General features: G+C 69.5%; 15 protein-coding genes and 3 pseudogenes. 8 read left to right on the top strand and 10 right to left on the bottom strand.

Annotated features, from left to right (window positions below):
- Positions 1–4: 4 nt before the first annotated feature.
- Both AB0M62_RS25265 and AB0M62_RS25260 read right to left on the bottom strand, forming a co-directional pair.
- Positions 5–1,327 carry an ABC transporter substrate-binding protein gene (locus tag AB0M62_RS25265; RefSeq protein ID WP_366076565.1) on the bottom strand — a complete coding sequence of 441 codons (1,323 nt, stop codon included), beginning with the start codon at positions 1,325–1,327 and terminating at the stop codon, positions 5–7.
- A 2-nt stretch (positions 1,328–1,329) separates the two neighbouring features.
- On the bottom strand, positions 1,330–2,511 hold the full coding sequence (locus AB0M62_RS25260) for an ROK family transcriptional regulator (RefSeq protein WP_366076563.1): 1,182 nt from the start codon (positions 2,509–2,511) through the stop codon (positions 1,330–1,332).
- 181 nt (positions 2,512–2,692) lie between these two features.
- On the opposite strand from AB0M62_RS25260, the gene AB0M62_RS25255 reads away from it, so the two are divergent.
- Together AB0M62_RS25255 and AB0M62_RS25250 are read left to right on the top strand one after the other, a co-directional pair.
- Positions 2,693–4,819, top strand: a complete 2,127-nt coding sequence (locus AB0M62_RS25255) for an alpha-galactosidase (protein ID WP_366076562.1) — start codon at positions 2,693–2,695, stop codon at positions 4,817–4,819.
- A gap of 322 nt (positions 4,820–5,141) precedes the next feature.
- Positions 5,142–6,185, top strand: a complete 1,044-nt coding sequence (locus AB0M62_RS25250) for a hypothetical protein (protein ID WP_366076561.1) — start codon at positions 5,142–5,144, stop codon at positions 6,183–6,185.
- Here the strand turns inward: AB0M62_RS25250 and AB0M62_RS25245 are convergent.
- Positions 6,082–6,357 (bottom strand): helix-turn-helix transcriptional regulator, encoded by a 276-nt coding sequence (locus tag AB0M62_RS25245; RefSeq protein WP_366076560.1) that lies wholly within the window; start codon positions 6,355–6,357, stop codon positions 6,082–6,084. The genes AB0M62_RS25250 and AB0M62_RS25245 overlap by 104 nt on opposite strands.
- 64 nt (positions 6,358–6,421) lie before the next feature.
- On the opposite strand from AB0M62_RS25245, the gene map reads away from it, so the two are divergent.
- Entirely contained in the window at positions 6,422–7,189 is a 768-nt protein-coding gene (gene map, locus AB0M62_RS25240) for a type I methionyl aminopeptidase (protein WP_366076559.1), read from the top strand.
- A gap of 807 nt (positions 7,190–7,996) precedes the next feature.
- Entirely contained in the window at positions 7,997–8,308 is a 312-nt protein-coding gene (locus AB0M62_RS25235; RefSeq protein WP_366076558.1) for a site-specific integrase, read from the top strand.
- A 113-nt stretch (positions 8,309–8,421) separates the two neighbouring features.
- Here AB0M62_RS25235 and AB0M62_RS25230 read toward each other — a convergent pair whose 3' ends face one another.
- The 4 genes from AB0M62_RS25230 to AB0M62_RS25215 all read right to left on the bottom strand — a co-directional run bounded on the left by AB0M62_RS25230 (position 8,422) and on the right by AB0M62_RS25215 (position 11,790).
- The gene (locus AB0M62_RS25230) at positions 8,422–9,213 is read right to left on the bottom strand and encodes an ABC transporter permease (protein WP_366076557.1); all 792 of its coding nucleotides are present in this window, start codon (positions 9,211–9,213) and stop codon (positions 8,422–8,424) included.
- Positions 9,210–10,211, bottom strand: a complete 1,002-nt coding sequence (locus tag AB0M62_RS25225; protein ID WP_366076556.1) for an ATP-binding cassette domain-containing protein — start codon at positions 10,209–10,211, stop codon at positions 9,210–9,212. The genes AB0M62_RS25230 and AB0M62_RS25225 overlap by 4 nt, the downstream gene beginning before the upstream one ends.
- 42 nt (positions 10,212–10,253) lie before the next feature.
- Positions 10,254–11,144: a DUF4097 family beta strand repeat-containing protein gene (locus AB0M62_RS25220; RefSeq protein ID WP_366076555.1), complete on the bottom strand. Its 891-nt coding sequence runs from the start codon at positions 11,142–11,144 to the stop codon at positions 10,254–10,256.
- A 115-nt stretch (positions 11,145–11,259) separates the two neighbouring features.
- On the bottom strand, positions 11,260–11,790 hold the full coding sequence (locus AB0M62_RS25215; RefSeq protein ID WP_366076554.1) for a toxin-antitoxin system HicB family antitoxin: 531 nt from the start codon (positions 11,788–11,790) through the stop codon (positions 11,260–11,262).
- Between the two features lie 297 nt (positions 11,791–12,087).
- Between AB0M62_RS25215 and AB0M62_RS25210 the strand changes: the two are divergent.
- A pseudogene (locus tag AB0M62_RS25210) lies at positions 12,088–12,303 on the top strand (MMPL family transporter); the annotation flags it as partial.
- Positions 12,304–12,445: 142 nt separating this feature from the next.
- Here the strand turns inward: AB0M62_RS25210 and AB0M62_RS25205 are convergent.
- Positions 12,446–12,577: pseudogene (locus AB0M62_RS25205) on the bottom strand (Tn3 family transposase); the annotation flags it as partial.
- Here AB0M62_RS25205 and AB0M62_RS25200 point away from each other — a divergent pair.
- The 3 genes and pseudogenes from AB0M62_RS25200 to AB0M62_RS25190 all read left to right on the top strand — a co-directional run bounded on the left by AB0M62_RS25200 (position 12,564) and on the right by AB0M62_RS25190 (position 13,373).
- Positions 12,564–12,728: a hypothetical protein gene (locus AB0M62_RS25200; RefSeq protein ID WP_366076647.1), complete on the top strand. Its 165-nt coding sequence runs from the start codon at positions 12,564–12,566 to the stop codon at positions 12,726–12,728. The pseudogene AB0M62_RS25205 and the gene AB0M62_RS25200 sit on opposite strands and share 14 nt — an antisense overlap.
- Before the next feature lie 384 nt (positions 12,729–13,112).
- A pseudogene (locus tag AB0M62_RS25195) lies at positions 13,113–13,214 on the top strand (XRE family transcriptional regulator); the annotation flags it as partial.
- Between the two features lie 12 nt (positions 13,215–13,226).
- Positions 13,227–13,373, top strand: coding sequence for a hypothetical protein (locus tag AB0M62_RS25190; protein WP_366076553.1), 147 nt, complete (start codon positions 13,227–13,229; stop codon positions 13,371–13,373).
- A gap of 196 nt (positions 13,374–13,569) precedes the next feature.
- On the opposite strand, the gene AB0M62_RS25185 is transcribed toward AB0M62_RS25190, so the two are convergent.
- Complete coding sequence (locus AB0M62_RS25185) at positions 13,570–14,028, bottom strand: helix-turn-helix domain-containing protein (RefSeq protein WP_366076552.1); 459 nt, start codon at positions 14,026–14,028, stop codon at positions 13,570–13,572.
- A gap of 339 nt (positions 14,029–14,367) precedes the next feature.
- Positions 14,368–15,444 (bottom strand): hypothetical protein, encoded by a 1,077-nt coding sequence (locus AB0M62_RS25180; protein WP_366076551.1) that lies wholly within the window; start codon positions 15,442–15,444, stop codon positions 14,368–14,370.
- Positions 15,445–16,207: the final 763 nt, after the last annotated feature.

Genomic DNA, 16,207 nt, shown 5'->3' with positions numbered 1-16,207 from the left:
CTGGTCAGGCGGTGAAGAAGCGCGAGCGCTGGGACTCGATCTTCTTCAGCAGGGCCGAACCGTCGTCGGGGTGGCCGAGCCACTCCGTCAGGCCGGGCAGGACAACGGTGGAGATGAAGCCGGGGTCGCTGTCGCGGTCGCCGAACTGGGTGATGTGCTTGGCGGCGGCGATGAGTTCGGCCGACTTCTTCTGCAGGTCGTTGTACGACCCGGTGCCGGCCTGCTGGTGGACGGCGACGTTGCTGGGGTCGACGCCCATGTAGAGGTTCTCCGCCTGCGCGCTGCCCAGGAACTCCAGGAAACGCTTGGCGCCCTCCTCGTTCTTGGGCCTGCGGCTGAGCATGAAGCCGTCGGTGGGGGCCTCGACGGTGTCCTGGCCGTGGGCGGAGTCAATCTCGGGGAAGGGGAAGAAATCGATGTCGGTGCGGAGCGACTCGTCGGTGATCTGCTGGCCGAGGAAGAGCCCGATGACCGCCATGCCGGACTTCTTGTCGAGCAGAGACTGGGCGGCGTCCTGCCAGGACCGGCCACCGGCGCCCTTCTGGTAGTACGGGGCGAGCTCCCGCCAGTGGTCGAGGGTGGCGGCGGCGCGCCGGTCGGTCCAGGAGACCTCGCCGCGCATCAGGGACATGTGGAAGTCGTATCCGTTGGTGCGCAGGTTGAGGTAGTCGAAGGCGCCGAGGATGCTCCAGCTGTCGCCGCCGCCGTAGCCCGAGGCGAGCGGCGAGAGGCCGTCCTTCTGCATCTGCTTGGCGAGGGCGGTGAACTCGCTCCAGGTGCGGGGTGTCGCGTAACCCCGCTCCTGGAACAAGCTCTTGCGGTAGAAGACGGCCCACGGGTAGTTGTACAGCGGCACGAAGTAGTAGGTGCCGTCCTCGCCGCGCGAAAGCTGCTTGGTGGCCTCGCTGAAGCCGGTGCCGATCTTCTCCCACACGTCGTCGAGGGGGCTGCACAGCTTCTTCTTGGCGAAGTACTGCATGCGGTAGCCCGCGAACCAAGTGAACACGTCGTCCGGCGTGCCCTGGAGGTAGTTGGAGATGCTCTTCTGGAAGGTGTCGTGGTCGACGGTGTTCGTCTTCACCGTCAGACCGCTCTCCTTGCCGAACGCCCTCGTCACGGCGGCGTAGGCGGACTTGGGCGTGGCGTCCGCGCCGTTGGAACCGAAGGTCACGGTCTTCGGGTCGGCCGCCGCGCCCGACCCGCAGGCGGTCAGAACGGGTGCGGCCAGGGCGGCGGCACCGACGCCCAACAGCCCGCCCACCACATTGCGGCGTCCGGGCCCGGCCGTGGCCGGCGCCGGTGACGGATTGCGGCTCTGCAGCGTCATCGCTACTCCTTGTGCGTGTCTGATCTGATGAAGGACTGGATGGCGGTGGCCGCGGCCCCGCGCGCCCACTCCTCGAAGGGCAGCGGACGCGTCCTGACGTCGCATCGCGCGGCGGTGCCGAAGGCGGATGCGGCGAACGCATCGCGGATCTGCTCGGCGAACAGGTCGTAGGCTGCGAGGCCCTCGCCGGAGATGATCACTCGCTCGGGGCCGAGGAGATTGACCACGGAACCGATCGCGCGTCCGATGGCCTCGCCCGCCCGGGCGTACACCCCCCTGGCCCCGGGGTCGCCGCGGCGGGCGAGCTCCAGGGCCTCGGCGGCGTCGGCCACAGGGACCCCGGTGGCGGTCCGTACGTCGCGGACGATCGCGGAGTCGGCGGCGATCGCCTCCACACAGCCGCGGTTCCCGCAGTGGCACTGCGGGCCCGCCGGGTCGAGGGGGAGGTGCCCGATCTCACCGGCCACCCCGTGCGCGCCGGAGACGACCCGCCCGCCCACGACGAGGCCGCAGCCGATGCCGGCGCCCACGGTCACCAGTGCGAAGTCGGACAGTCCCACTCCGGAGCCGAACCACTGTTCGGCCACGGTCAGCGCCCGTACGTCGTTGTCGACGGTGACCGGCAGTCCGGTGGTCATGGTGACCAGTTGCGCCAGCGGGATCTCCCGCCACTCCAGGAAGGGCGAGTACCGCACCATCCCGGCTGTCCGGTCCACATCGCCGGAGACGGCGACGCCCACGCCTCGCACCCGCACGCCGAACCCCTCGGCCTCGGTGAGCAGTTCATGTACGAGGCCGGTCATGGCGGCGAGAACGGCCTTGGGTTCGCGGTCGTCGAGCGGCACGTGCCGGGCGACGCGCACGCGGCAGCACAGGTCGGTCAGCACGGCGATGATCTCGTCGCCGGTCACCTTGACCCCGATGAACAGGGCCCGGCCTCCGTCGACACGGACCGGATTGGCCGGCCGTCCCAGCGCAGGCCGGGCCTCCTCGTCGACGTCCTCCACCAGATATCCGGCCTCGATCAGCGGCCGGACCACCTTGGTCACCGCTGCCGGGGACAGGCAGGCCCGTCGTGCGATCTCCGCCCGCGTCAAGGGACCGTGAGACAGCACGACGGTGAAGATCTGAGGGGCGGCCGGCGTATGAGCCGGGAAAACCTCCGGGCGAGGGGGCGAGTGCATGGCCGGGAACCTACGACCCATTCTTTTCTGCTGTCAATGAAAATAAGCAGGATCCATGGGAACTTGGGTTCCCTGGCATGTTGCACCGTCAAATGGCGGATGTGAGCGGGGTATTGACAGGTGATTCCTGGAGGACTTGGGTGACGTCTGCACGCGGCATCGCTCTCTCACGTGAGGATCCATGACGGTCATCTCCTGCGCCCCGGACACCGGGCTCTGGCTGCTGAACACCCCGCACACCTCGTACGCGCTGCGGGTCGACGAGTCCGGGGCTCCCTGTCATGTGGCCTGGGGCCCGCGGCTGGAGTCGGCCCAAGCTGCCGAACTGGCCGCTCCGCCCGCGCCGCCGCACAGCAGCTTCGAAGGCAGGCCGGGCGTGGGTGAGGAACTGCCCGTCGACGGAGGCGCACGCTTCGGGCCGCCGTCACTGCAGGTCCGCTTCGCCGACGGTACGCGCGGCTTCGAATGGCAGCCCGAGGGCCATCGGATCGCCGAGCCGACCCCCGGGGTGCACGAACTCGAACTGTCCTTCCGCGACCGGATCCACCCGCTGCGGGTGGTGCTCTACTACCGGGTCCATGAGGACACCGACGTCATCGAGCGCCGGCTGGTGCTGCGCAACGACGGCGACGCGGCGATGGAGCTGCTGCGCGCGGATTCGGCGGCCTGGTCACTGCCACCGCTGCCGGGCTACCGGCTGACCCACGTCACCGGCCAGTGGTCAGCGGAGAGCCAGCTGCGCCGGGAGCCGCTGCCGCACGGCGAGACGGTCCTGACCAGCCGCCGAGGCATCACCAGCCACCACGCGAACCCTTGGGTGATGGTGGACGACGGTTCCGCGACCGAGACCCACGGGCGGGTGTGGAGCGCGGCCCTGGCCTGGAGCGGCAGTTGGCGGATCACCGTACAGCGCACGCCCGACGGACGGGCCGGGCTCACCGGGGGAGCGGGCCACGACGGCGTCGCCCTGCCGCTCGGCCCCGGCGAGGAATTCACCACCCCCGTCTTCGCGGGCCTGTACGGCGAGGGCGGCTTCGGCGCGGCCAGCCGCGCCTGGCACACGTACACCCTGGCCCACGTGCTGCCGCACCCCGAAGAGCCGGCGCCGGTGCTGTACAACTCGTGGGAGGCCACCGGCTTCGACGTCGACGAGGAGGGCCAGCTGGCGCTCGCCGCGCGGGCGGCCTCCCTCGGCGTCGAACTCTACGTACTGGACGACGGCTGGTTCGGCGCGCGCCGCAGCGACCGGGCGGGTCTCGGTGACTGGAGCCCGGCAACCGATCGATTCCCCCGAGGCCTCGGACCGCTGGTCAAGGAGGTCCACCGGCTCGGTCTGCGGTTCGGCCTGTGGGTGGAACCGGAGATGGTCAACCCCGACAGCGACCTGTACCGCCAACACCCGGACTGGGTCCTGCACATCCCCGGCCGCGCCCGCACAGAACTGCGCAACCAGCTGGTCCTCAACCTCGCGCGCCCGGACGTGGCCGACTTCACCTACGACTGGCTGACACGGCTGGTCGGCGACGAGGGCATCGACTTCCTGAAGTGGGACATGAACCGCCCCTTCAGCGAGGCCGGCTGGGCGGGCCAGGAGCACGGCTCCGACCTGCTGTGGACCCGGTACGTGCACAACTTGTACGGGATCATCGACCGGCTCCGCGCCGACCACCCGGACCTGCGCATCGAAGCGTGCAGCGGAGGCGGCGGCCGGATCGATCTCGGCATCCTCTCGCGCACGGACCAGGCGTGGACGTCGGACAACACCGACGCGCTGGACCGCATCTCCATCCAGCACGGCTTCGGCCAGATCTACCCGGCGCGGACCATGGCGGCCTGGGTCACCGACGTACCGAACCAGCTGACGACGCGCAGCGTCCCCCTGCGATTCCGTTTCCACGTCGCGATGTCCGGGCTGCTGGCCATCGGCGGCGACCTGAACGCCTGGTCGCCGCAGGAGCTGACCGAGGCCGCCCGCCTGGTGTCCGAGTACAAGGCGGTACGTCACCTCGTGCAGCACGGCGCTCTCCACCGGCTCGGCGAACCCGCGGGCGAGGGCCCGACGGTGGTGCAGTACACCGCGCAGGGTGCCGGGGAGGCGCTGCTGCTGGCTTGGCGCTCCACCGAACGCCACGGAAGCCCGCGCGTCCCGGTCCGTCTGCGCGGACTGGACACAGCCGCGCGTTACCGCGACATCCGCACCGGGGCGGTGCACCACGGAGCGGTCCTGGCGGGATACGGACTCCCGCTGGATCTGCCGGCGGGGGACTGGTCGAGCATGTCGGTCCACCTGGTGCGGGAGCGGGCGTAGCACCGGGACCGCTGGTCAGGTGCGGCACAGTCGTGGGTAAAAGTGGGATACACAACGCAGGTGGGACGAGGACGAAGAAGCCCGCCTCTGCGCGCTGGTCCGCGAATGGGTGCCACCCGTGCTCTCCGGCATGACGGGTTGGTGGGAGGGCGACGCTGGTGCGAACGCCAGGTGGACGCGATCATCCGCGAGCGCTACGGGAGCTGGGCCCAGGAAATGCGCAGGCTGCCGGAGGCAGGTCCCGGTCGATGACAAGTACGGCTACTGCCGTCTCTGCCGAGCCGAGGCGACTTGGGCGATCAAGGCCAGCGGCAAGGCATCGGTGATCGAACCATATCTGCGGCAGGTGACCTGCCAGCAGCTGTTCCTCGCGTACCTGCAGCGGCCCAAGAACGGCGGGCAGCCGGTCGGCAAGGCAGGACGACGCGGGATCTCACGGGAACTGGGCGAAGTCCGCGGCTGGAGACGCTGGATCGCCAGTGACGTCGACCGGGCTCTGGTCATCGTGCTGTCCGGCTACTGCGAGGGTGAGTTGATCCGGTACTCCGAGCTCTTCCCGGCCTTACGCGTCCGGGGGCTTCCAGTCGTGCGGACCGCCGAAGTACTCGACCGCCTCGGGTTGTTCAGCGACGACCGTGCCCCTGCGGTCGACCGCCCGCAACCCCACGATCCGGATCCATGTCCCCGGCAGGCCGGCGGTGTCATTCAGTCCCTCGACCAGGCGGACATCGACACGACGATCGACACCGCCACCACCCCGGACCTGCGGCTCATCATCGCCTTGGCTTCCGTCCACGCGGCACGGCCGAAGACGATCCGCACCATGCAACTGGAGGATGCCGATCTCGGAAACCGGCGCATCACCGTCGGCGGCCACGTCCGCCCGCTCTACGACCTCACCCGCCGTGCCGTCCTGGACTGGCTCGACTGCCGCCGCAACCGCTGGCCGAACACCGCCAACCCCCACCTGCTGATCACCCAGAAGACCGCCGTCGAACTCGGTCCTGCCGGCAAGCTCTGGAGCACCCGGGCCACCCGCAACCTCACCGCCACCCTCGAACGACTCCGCGTCGACCGCCAACTCGAAGAGGCTCTCACCCACGGCGCCGACCCGCTCCACCTCGCTCTCGTCTTCGGCATCGACGAAAAGACCGCCATCCGCTACGCGGACTCGGCACGAAAGCTTCTGCAATCGGAGCCGGAGACCGGCCCGGCCTGGCCGCACGGCTCATCTCGGAGAAAACCGAACCCACCGTCGAGGTTCACGCTGAAAGGGTCTGGTCACCGCAGTCGCTGTCCTGGACGCAGGCAGCCGCCAATGCGTCCAAGGACACCTCCAGCGCTGCGGCCAGGGCCGTCACGGTGAAGAACGCCGGAGTCGGCGCCCGACCGGTCTCGATCTTGCGCAGGGTCTCAGCCGACACCCCCGCCGCTGCGGCGACCTCCACCATGCTGCGGTCGCCTCGCGCCTGACGCAGCAGCGCGCCGAACCGCTCTCCGCGCTGCCGTTCCCACGGGGTCAAAGGAGTTCTCACCATGCCCGTGATACTAATACCGGTATAAGAATTGGATGCTGGCGCGTGAGACAGGGAGTCGCAGGAGATGGTGGAGATCAAGACCGATACGGCGCTGGACGCAATGCGGGAAGCCGGTCGCATCGTGGCCCAGGCCCTCGCCGCCGCCCGGGAAGCGGCAGGTGTCGGGGTATCCCTGCAAGAACTGGACGAAGCGGCCCGAGCGGTGCTGACCAAGGCCGGGGCCCGCTCGCCCTTCCTCGGCTACCAGCCCTCCTTCGCCCCTACCCCCTTCCCCGCGGTGATCTGCACATCGGTCAACGACGCCATCGTTCACGGCATCCCCACCGGCTACCGCCTGCGCGACGGCGACCTGGTCAGCATCGACTGCGGAGCGGAGCTCGACGGCTGGACCGGCGACGCCGCCATCAGCTTCACCGTCGGCACCCCACGACCCGCCGACGTGGACCTGATCAACGCCACCCAGCGCGCTCTTGACGCCGGCATCGCCGCAGCCAGCCCTGGCAACCGCATCGGCGACATCTCGCACGCCATCGGCACCGTCGCCCGATCGGCACGCTGCGGCATGCCCGCCGACTTCGGCGGTCACGGCATCGGCCGCCGCATGCACGAAGACCCCCACGTCCCCAACCGAGGACGCCCCGGCCGCGGCTTCCCCCTCCGCCGCGGCCTGACCCTCGCCATCGAACCCATGCTCATGGCCGGCGGACACGACGACTACCGCACCGGCACCGACGGCTGGACTCTGCACACCATTGACGGCAGCCGAGCAGCCCACATCGAGCACACGGTCGCCATCACAGAAGAAGGCCCCCGCATCCTGACCCTGCCCTGATCCGGACAGCGAACCGTCGCAGCGCTGACCATCCCCACGCCAACCCGCGTGTTCAACACGAACCCGCGGGTCCAGACCCGGAAACCGGCACATTAGACCCGTGAGTTCCCGCTCAACCACCTTCAGTTTTCGCGAACTCACGGGGATCCCGGCCCTGTTCTCGTAGAGCTGCGTCCAGGTGGCGTGTAGCACTGCGTAACGCGTAGGTCTTCGGTCGGCGCGAGGGCCGACGGCACAGCGGATAGCGGTAGCAATCGTTCCGCTTCGAGGTCGGCTGATCGGACTTCCGCTCGCCGGCGGTCCGTCAGGATGGTGCCGCAGCAGATGCCAGATTTACTGCGGCGGACCCCCTACGGTGATCTTCGCGACCTGCGGCGGACCATTCCGGCCGCCGGGGTGAGGTGTGCGCATTTACTGCGGCAGCGCCGGAAGGGCGGGGCGGGCGTGGCGATCGAACCAGTGACCGAACTCGGGAGCGGCGGCCGGCGCCGCCGGATCGCACCAGTGCCCTGGCGGAGAACCAGATCGCCGCCCTATGGCGCCTGGACGTCGCCCTGCGGGAGAAGACGCAGTGGAAGATGCTCTACCAGTCCGCCGCGCGGGCCGATGAGGCGCTGTGCCTGAACGTGGAGGATCTGTACCCGCAGGGACGAGCGCGGGAAGATCACCGCGAAGGGCGGGGCGACCGAGTGGATTCACTGGCAGTCCGGCACCGCCTAGCTGCTGCCCCGCCTGATCGGCCGCCGTACCCGCGGCCCGCTGTTCCTCACCGACCGCAAGGCCCCTGCCGGAACGCCGACGCTCGACGTGTGCACGGAGACCGGCCGGGCCCGGCTCTCCTACCGCCGAACAGAGGAGATCTTCGAGGAGAACACCAGGCTGCCGGCCAACCCGCTCGCCTCACCGGAGGACATCGAGGACCTGGACGGCCGGACCCTCCACCAGGTCCGCCACAGTGCTCTGACACACGACGCCGAAGGCGGCACTTCCACCGCGATGCTGCTGGCCCGCTCGCGCCACGCTTCCGTCCGCTCCCTGGTGCGGAACGCACGCCCCGGCGTCGACGCGGTCGCCCGGCACGTCGCCGAGCGCGACCCCGCCGCATGTCGCCGGGGCTGAACCAGGGGCAGCGGCCGTCGACGCGGACGGGGCGGCGTACGCCGACGCGATGTCGGAGTACGCCGCCCCGGGGCGGGACGAGCTGCGGGAGGCAGCCCGCGCTGCCATGCCGGTTACTTCGGGTCGCGGTTGAACTGCGCCTTGGACCAGAAGTAGCCGAGTACGGCGAGAGCCAGGCACCAGGCGACGGCGAGCCACCCGTTGTGGCCGATCTCGCTGCCGAGCAGCAGGCCGCGCAAGGTCTCGATGGCCGGGGTGAACGGCTGGTACTCGGCGATCGGCTGGAACCAGCCCGGCATCGACTCGACCGGGACGAAGGCGCTCGAGATGAGAGGCAGGACGATCAGCGGCATCGCGTTGTTGCTGGCCGCCTCGGCGTTCGGGCTGCCCATGCCCATCCCGACCGCGATCCAGGTGAGCGCCATGGCAACCAGCGCGAGCAGCCCGAACGCCGCCAGCCACTCCAGGGCCGTGGCATCCGTGGACCGGAAGCCGATGGCCACGGCGACGGCACCTACGAGGACCACGCTCATGACCGACTGCAGCACGCTGCCGACGACGTGCCCGATGAGCACGGACCCGCGGTGGATCGCCATCGTGCGGAAGCGGGCGATGATGCCCTCGGTCATGTCATTGGAGACGGACACCGCGGTCCCGACCACGGTGCCGCCGATGGTCATCAGCAGGATGCCCGGCACGACGTAGGCGATGTACTCGGAGCGATCGGCGCCGCCGCCGCCGATGCCCGAGCTCATCACGTCGCCGAAGACGTAGACGAAGAGCAGCAGCAGGACGATCGGCGTCAGCAGCAGGTTCAGGGTGAGGGACGGGTAGCGCCGCGCGTGCAGCAGGTTGCGGCGCAGCATCGTGTTCGAGTCGCGTACGGCGAGGGAGAGGGAGCTCATCGGACAGTCTCCTTGGGCTGGTTGGGCACGTTGCTGCCGCCGGTCAGGGCAAAGAACACGTCGTCGAGGTCGGGGGTGTGCACGGTCAGCTCGTCCGCCTCGATGCCGGCCGAGTCCAGCCAGTCGAGGATGGAGCGCAGCTCGCGCTGGCTGCCGTCGCTGGGGATCTGCAGCGACAGCGCCTCGTGGTCGCGGGTGACCTCGCGCAGCGCTAAGGCGGCGGACTGGTACGCCGACGGGTCGGAGAACCGCAGCTGCACATGCCCGCCCGGGATCAGCCGCTTCAGCTCGTCGGCGCTGCCCTCGGCGGCGATCTTGCCGTCGCTGAGCACCGCGATACGGTCGGCGAGCTGGTCGGCCTCCTCCAGGTACTGGGTGGTGAGGAAGACGGTCACTCCGTCGGAGACCAGCTCGCGGATGATCCCCCACATGTTGTGGCGGCTGCGCGGGTCCAGGCCGGTGGTCGGCTCGTCGAGAAAGATGATCCGCGGGTTGCCGACCAGCGTCATGGCGATGTCCAGGCGGCGCTTCATGCCGCCGGAGTAGGTGGAGGCGGGCTTCTTCGCGGCGTCCACCAGGTCGAAGCGCTCCAGCAGCTCGGCGGCGGTGCGGCGGCCCTCGCGCCGGTCGAGGTGGTGCAGGTCCGCCATGAGGAGCATGTTCTCCTCGCCGGTGATCAGGCCGTCGACGGCGGAGAACTGCCCAGTGACGCCGATCGCGGCGCGCACACCCTGCGGGTCGGCGGCCAGGTCGTGGCCGCCGACGTGGATTGGGCCGGATTCGGGGTCGGCGGTGATCAGGGTGGAGAGGATCTTGACGGCGGTGGTCTTGCCGGCGCCGTTGGGCCCGAGCAGAGCGAAGATGGTGCCTTCGGCGATGTTCAGGTCGATGCCGTCGAGCACGAGCTTGTCGCCGTAGGACTTGCGCAGTCCGGTGGCGGTGATCGCCGGCGCCGTCGCGTTCGCGGCGATCGGCGCGGAAGTCTGGGTGGCAGTCATGCCGCTTTCCTTTCGGGGGTGGAGAGTTGGGGGTACGCGGGGTCAGGCGCGGCGGATGATGATGTCGCCGGCCGCGGTCCGGGCGTGCACCTCGACGGTCTCGTCGGAGTCCGCGGGGCCGGCGGCGGAGCCGAGCGAGTTGCGTACCGTGCCGTACTTGGGGTTCAGGTCGAGCCAGGCGGCGGTGCCCTCGTGGATGCCCACTTCGAGGTCGCCGACGGAGGTGCGCAGGTCGATACGGCCGCGGGTGACGTCGCCGACGCGGATGCCGCCGTTGGAGGACATCGCGTCGACCCCGGCGTGGGCCACGCCGATCGCGATCCGGCCGTTGGCGCACTTGGCGCCGACGCTGCTGTGCGCGATGCCGACGGAGATGTCGCCGTTGGCCGCGTTGGTCTTCAGACCGCCGGTGACCTCGCCGACCTCGGTCGCGCCGTTGCCGTTCTTGACGGTCGCCGTGCCGGCGACCGTGCCGACCTCGATCCGACCCGAGCCGATGACTTCGATATCCCCGCTCGAGCGGGCCAGGCGGATGTCGCCGTGGTCGGTCTTGAGGTTGGCGCTGGCCACCTCGTCGACCTGGAGGTCGCCGAGCGAGGTCTTGAGCACGGCCTCGCCGAGGCGGCCTTCGCAGTAGAAGCTGCCCATGGCCGAGGTGCCCCGGACATCGGATCCGGCGGGCAGTTCGATGCTCACCTCGATGGAGCCCGGCTTGCCGAACAGGGACCGCTTCTTGGGTGTCTTGACCGTGAGGTGGCCGCCCGAGCAGGTGACCTGGGTCTGCTGCACGGCGCGTACGTCGTTGTCGTCGGATCCGTTGCTCGGCAGCACCTCCACGACCGTGTCGGTGCGCTTGCCCGCGGTGATGCGGGCGGTGCCGGCATCCAACTCGAGGGTGGCGGAGATCGGTTCGGGGGTCTCGAAAGCAGGCATGGCTGTTCCGTCCTCTTGGCTTGGGTGGGTGATCCCGCTGGTGAGGCGGGTGATGAGTGACGTCGGCGGGATCGGCGATCCGCCGGTGAAAGTGGGGTGGGGTGGGCCGGCGGCCCTAGCGGACCCAGCCGGTGAAGCCCCGGCTGCCCTTGTCCTTGCCGCGGCCCGGCGGGCTTGCGCGCTCCCCGCTGTCGAGGGCGGTGGACACGGCCCGCACCAGCCAGGCGTTGACCGACAGGCCCTCCGCCGCCGCGGCGTTCTCGGCGCGGGCCTTGAGGTGGGCGGGGAGGCGGAGGTTGATCCGCGCCATGGCGCCGTCGTCGGCGTCCGCGGGCGGCGGTGGCGGCGCGGGCGCGGCGGGTTCGGTGACCGGCTCCTGCGCCTCCCGGAACGGCTCGGGGGCGGGCGGCGCCGTCACCACGAACTCCGGGTCGAGTCCGCGCAGTCGCACGTCGACCGAGCCCGGCGCCAGCTCCCGCGTGACCTCGCTCATGGCGGCGGACAGTGCGTTGAGGAGGGTCAGGCGGGCGGCGGACTCCAGGGGGGCGGTGAGCCGCTCGGCGAGGGCGCGGGCGTCGTCGCCGCCGGCGTCCGCGGCGGCGGCCAGCTCTTGCCGGAGGTTGTCGACGTAGGGCGTGAGGTCCATGACGCCATCATGGCACATTGATGGCGTCATGGCGAGCCAGATTGACTCCTTCGTGGAGTACATGCCTCTGAGCTGGGATTCCTCAGTAAATTGGTGTGTCGTGGCCCCGTATTGGAGGGGGAGTGGCCACCGGTGGTGCTGTGGTGATGCCATGGTGGTACCACTCGAGCGGCGGGTCTGGCGCCATCGGACCGCCGGTCTGGCGCCATTGCTGAGGACGCTCCGCGTCCTGCTGCCGCACGCTGCTCGGCGCTGTGCGTCTTCGACCTTCCCCGCCCACCGACAAGAGTTCCAGCCGTGGCTACCTTCCTCTACAAACTGGGCCGTCTCGCCTTCCGGCGGCGATGGCTGATGGCGCTGCTGTGGGTGGTGATCTTCTGCGGTGCGGGCTTCACCGCCTCCTCCGCCCCGGCGCCGCCCGCCGACACCTTCTCCATGCCCGGTACGGAGTCGCAGAAGGCCTTCGACCTGCTGGAGAAGAAGTTCCCGGACGCGAGCGCCGAAGGCGCGAGTGAGCCAGGACCTACGCAGCGGCCGCATCCGCCCCCGCCTCACCACACGCTCGGCGTGGATCGACCACGAGGGCGAACTCCCCATCATCGAGGGAACGTTGATCCGTCTCCAGGTTGAGTGCAGTGCCGCAGCACGCCCTCATCATCGAGGCGACCTCGGAGGCCGAGTAGCTCTTGAGCTGGGAGTAGATGCAGGCCGACTTCCGCTCGACGTTCCAGTAGATCATCACGCCGGGGCCCCGGTAGCGCTGGTGCCACTCGGTGCTCTTGCGCCAGGTGCGGCCCGACGCGGACGCGGCCGTCCTCGCCCATCTGCTGCTCGCACCGTTTGCACTGAGCCTGTTCCACCATCTGACGGCCGGGAGAGGGGCGACCCAGGAGCTGATCAAGGCGGGCCTCGATCAGCCCCTGGGTCATCAACCCTGAAGGCAAGTCGCCGATGGCCTCGCGGTGGGCACGGAAGCGTCGAATTCTGAGGGCGGGGTGACCGTCATCCGCTCCAGCAGCTCGAGGTCTCGGCCCTCGCGATCTTCTTCTTGCGAAGGGCCCGGAGCGCGTTGTCGACGGTGGCCAAAGAGAGCATCAGTGCCTGTGTCAGGTCCGACAGCGACGACCCTTCGACCCGGCCGGCCCGTCTCGTACGCCCGACCGACGGGGCCCGGCCTGATACGCGACACCCAGCACCGCCCACGCGGCCGAACCTCATCGACACCTACCAACTCAACAGGCACCATCCCCCGTTGGGCATGAATCTGTACCGAATCCGGCCCGTCCTGGGCCCCTGGTACAAGCACCTGTCCGACGCGTACAAGGACGGCCGCCACCACGGGCGGCAGCGTCGTCGACACCCGCGCCCGCTTCGGCTACACCGCCGCCCCGGGCACCACAGGCGATGCCCGGCTGCGCGACGTCTACCAGGGCCGGGTGTGTAGCGAGGCGGCGCTGCGCGTCATCGCCGGCATCGACACGGCGCTGGTGACCGCCTGCCGTCCGGGTGCCGAGGCGCTGTTGCCGTCGCTGTATGCCAAGGCCCGTACCAAGGATGACCAGTCGGTGCGCCGGAGGGAGTGACGCGGCGAACGAATATGCCGTCGGGCTCCGGTGACTTGCCCTTGGGGTCTACGAGGAGCCCGCATGGTGCACGGTCTCGACTGAGCCCCACAACACCATGGTGGGCTTCCGAAGAGATGAGTCTACGGCCGCGGAATCTGACGGTCTCTCGGACGGCCGGGAGGGTCCGCTCCTCAAAGGCTTCCGACAAGCGGCGTCAGGAGTCGGTGGGCGGCTCCGGCCTGAGGACCGCGACCTCGCTCGGATGCAGCACGCGTCCGCCGGGGAGCGTCAGGTCGAGCCGAGCCACCCGCTCACCGGTGCTCTTCTCGACGAGCGGCGGGGCCGTCTCGTCCGGGGTGAACAGGAAGTCTTCGCCCCACTGGTGCAAGGCGTGCATCACGAGGCGAAGGGACTCTCCCTTCTCCGTGAGGACGTACTCCTGATACGTGCTGCCGTCCGAGGCGGGCTGCAGACGGAGGATGCCGTGGGAGACGAGCTTGCTCAGCCTCGCGCTGAGTATGTTCCGGGCGAGGCCGAGGTGCTTTTGGAAGTCGCTGAAGCGCCGTACGCCGTCCAGTGCGTCGCGCATGATCAGAAGTGACCACCAGTCGCCGATCTGGTCCAGCGACCGGGCCACCGGGCACGAGGCGTCAGCGAAAGTGGTCCTGCGCACTCGGACGGCCCTCCTCTTGCGATGCCTTGAGTTTTCTCTCCGTTAAGCGAGTGGTTTCAAATCTAAACCGATTCCCCTTGCCGGGCAAGACGCCTGCCGACGGGGCGTGTTCGCTTCTTCGGCGTCCGGGACGTGTCCGGCCGGAGCACCCAAACGTGCTCAGCCTCCGGGTTGAGCCATAGGGAACTGGCCCTGGGGACTTCGGCGTCGACGCCCCAGATCTTCGCCAAGAACGACAGCTTGCGCGCAGTGCGGGCACCAGTGTCCCACCCGGCGCAGCGTTGAGGAAATCCTCGACCCCCTCGCCCGCTTCTGCCGACGGACCTCCGGCGCAGGACACTAGGCGGTCGCGGCGGTCGCGGCGGTCCGGCTGCGCCGCAGCTGCAGGAGCGTGGCCGCGTAGAGGAGGAGGAACCCCGCACTTGCCGCGGCCAGGAGGACCCACGACATCGCCTGCCAGGCGGCCACGTCGGTTCCGTGGAGCCAGAGGATCAGGAAGTTGGCGCCGGCGGCGACCGGGAACGAGAAGACCCAGTACCCGTAGTGGAACGACCGCTGATGCAGATCCGGAAGAAGGAACACGACGACCAGGACCGTGAAGAGCAGCATCCCGGCGAAGCCTTGGCCCACGGGGTCGAACGTGCCATCGTGCGCCGCCGTCCAGGCGAGTCCGCCGGTGGCCGGAGGGATGGTCAACACCGTGAGGGTCGGCCGGGCGGGCGGGGGTATGCCGCCGCCGTTGGCTACCAGGCCACCGAGGATGACGGTGCCGAAGGCAAGCCAGTACAGGACGCCGACGGCGAAGGTTGCCGCGGCGACCTGGGGGAGGTCCAGCGTCGAGGCGGTGGCGCTGGAGATGAACGGGGCGGACACCACCGGCAGCAGGTACCCGGGATGCAATGGAGCGGAGGCAAGGCCACCCGTGACCCAGTGCGCCAGAAGGCGCGCGGCGATGATCGCGGCCATCACGGCGAACACGGCGTATCCCCATCGGGCGGCGTCCAGTCCCAGGCGGGAGAAGTGCCCGGCCGCGAGCATTCCGATGATGGGGACGTAGGCGAGGGTGAAACCCAGGCCGGGGTGGTGCAAGTCGTCGAGGACGTTTCGCCACCGCCCTCCTCCGTGGCGTAGGTACTGCGCCAGCAGGACGACCCATACCACGCCGCTGAGGGCGAACAACGCATCACTGATCCATATGGGCGCGCCGAGGGTGATCGTTGCGGACCGCCATGCCCCGCCGAGCCCGGCCGTGCCCAGAGAGATCGACAGAAGGCTGATCCTCCCCGCACGGACGGGTGATCCACTCGCGCTGTCGGTGACGTCCGTTCCAGCGGCGTCACGTGCTGGGGCGTGCGACGTCCGCGGGGGTTCGACTGACCCGTCCACCGTCTCCTCGGCTGTGCCGACCGGCTGCATAGCGACCTTCCTGACCTTTTCGTCAGCTCCCGATCAAGGAGCGTGATGTGGACGCAGGGGAGGGCCCGCTGTCCTCCACACAAGCTGGTGTGGTTGCATGATTAAACCAGAGTGCTCCAGTGGCAACCACGAACCATCCGGATATATGCCGCAGAGTCGCATGGCCAGACCGTTGCCGCGGTCGGCGCGCGGGCTGCCCACGTTGCGCCGCATCGCGCCGCCGGCGTCCGCCATGACCGGGGCGGAGACCTGTTCGGAGGTGAACGTCCACTTTGCGGCGCGCGCCCGTCCCGCGCGTTCGGCGACCCGGTAGATCCAGCCGAGCAGCGTGAGTCTGCTCGGGGTGGTCGAAGCGGGCCGTCTCGGCGGCGAAGATGACATCGGCGCGGAGCGCGAGTTCGAGATGGCCGCACGGCGCCGCGCACCCGTGGCCGGGCACCATCCTGCGCTATTCGCCGCCACGGCGAAGGGGACGCGAACAGGGAACGGCCCGGCCCCTGCGGCTGCGAGCCCGCGCCGGTCTGCTGGAGCGGGCCCGCGCCGTCTTGCTGCGCCTGCCGGGGCAGTACCAGCGCTGGTCCACTACAGCCAGCACCGTGCCGTGTCTGGCCTGCAACTTCGTCAACTTCTCGGCCGTAAACGACCGAGCTTGCTGGCTCGGTCGTCTACACCTTGTCGCGCTCCCGACTGCCCACTACGGCAGGACGGTCACGGGTCGCATCTACCAGCGGAAGGAGGTGTTCAGGTCCTTTGTGGTACGGGT

Origin of the sequence: Streptomyces sp. NPDC051219 (assembly GCF_040682335.1) — a bacterium.
Lineage (GTDB): Bacteria > Actinomycetota > Actinomycetes > Streptomycetales > Streptomycetaceae > Streptomyces.
The sequence above is the reverse complement of the archived record's forward strand: the minus strand, read 5'-3'. Positions and strand labels throughout refer to the sequence as shown.

What these genes read in the sequence shown, in the direction of transcription:
- AB0M62_RS25265 (WP_366076565.1), bottom strand. Translation starts at nt 1,327, where the DNA reads ATGACGCTGCAGAGCCGCAATCCGTCACCGGCGCCGGCCACGGCCGGG.
- AB0M62_RS25180 (WP_366076551.1), bottom strand. Translation starts at nt 15,444, where the DNA reads ATGCAGCCGGTCGGCACAGCCGAGGAGACGGTGGACGGGTCAGTCGAA.
- AB0M62_RS25220 (WP_366076555.1), bottom strand. Translation starts at nt 11,144, where the DNA reads ATGCCTGCTTTCGAGACCCCCGAACCGATCTCCGCCACCCTCGAGTTG.
- AB0M62_RS25215 (WP_366076554.1), bottom strand. Translation starts at nt 11,790, where the DNA reads ATGGACCTCACGCCCTACGTCGACAACCTCCGGCAAGAGCTGGCCGCC.
- AB0M62_RS25260 (WP_366076563.1), bottom strand. Translation starts at nt 2,511, where the DNA reads ATGCACTCGCCCCCTCGCCCGGAGGTTTTCCCGGCTCATACGCCGGCC.
- AB0M62_RS25245 (WP_366076560.1), bottom strand. Translation starts at nt 6,357, where the DNA reads ATGGTGAGAACTCCTTTGACCCCGTGGGAACGGCAGCGCGGAGAGCGG.
- AB0M62_RS25225 (WP_366076556.1), bottom strand. Translation starts at nt 10,211, where the DNA reads ATGACTGCCACCCAGACTTCCGCGCCGATCGCCGCGAACGCGACGGCG.
- map (WP_366076559.1), top strand. Translation starts at nt 6,422, where the DNA reads ATGGTGGAGATCAAGACCGATACGGCGCTGGACGCAATGCGGGAAGCC.
- AB0M62_RS25255 (WP_366076562.1), top strand. Translation starts at nt 2,693, where the DNA reads ATGACGGTCATCTCCTGCGCCCCGGACACCGGGCTCTGGCTGCTGAAC.
- AB0M62_RS25230 (WP_366076557.1), bottom strand. Translation starts at nt 9,213, where the DNA reads ATGAGCTCCCTCTCCCTCGCCGTACGCGACTCGAACACGATGCTGCGC.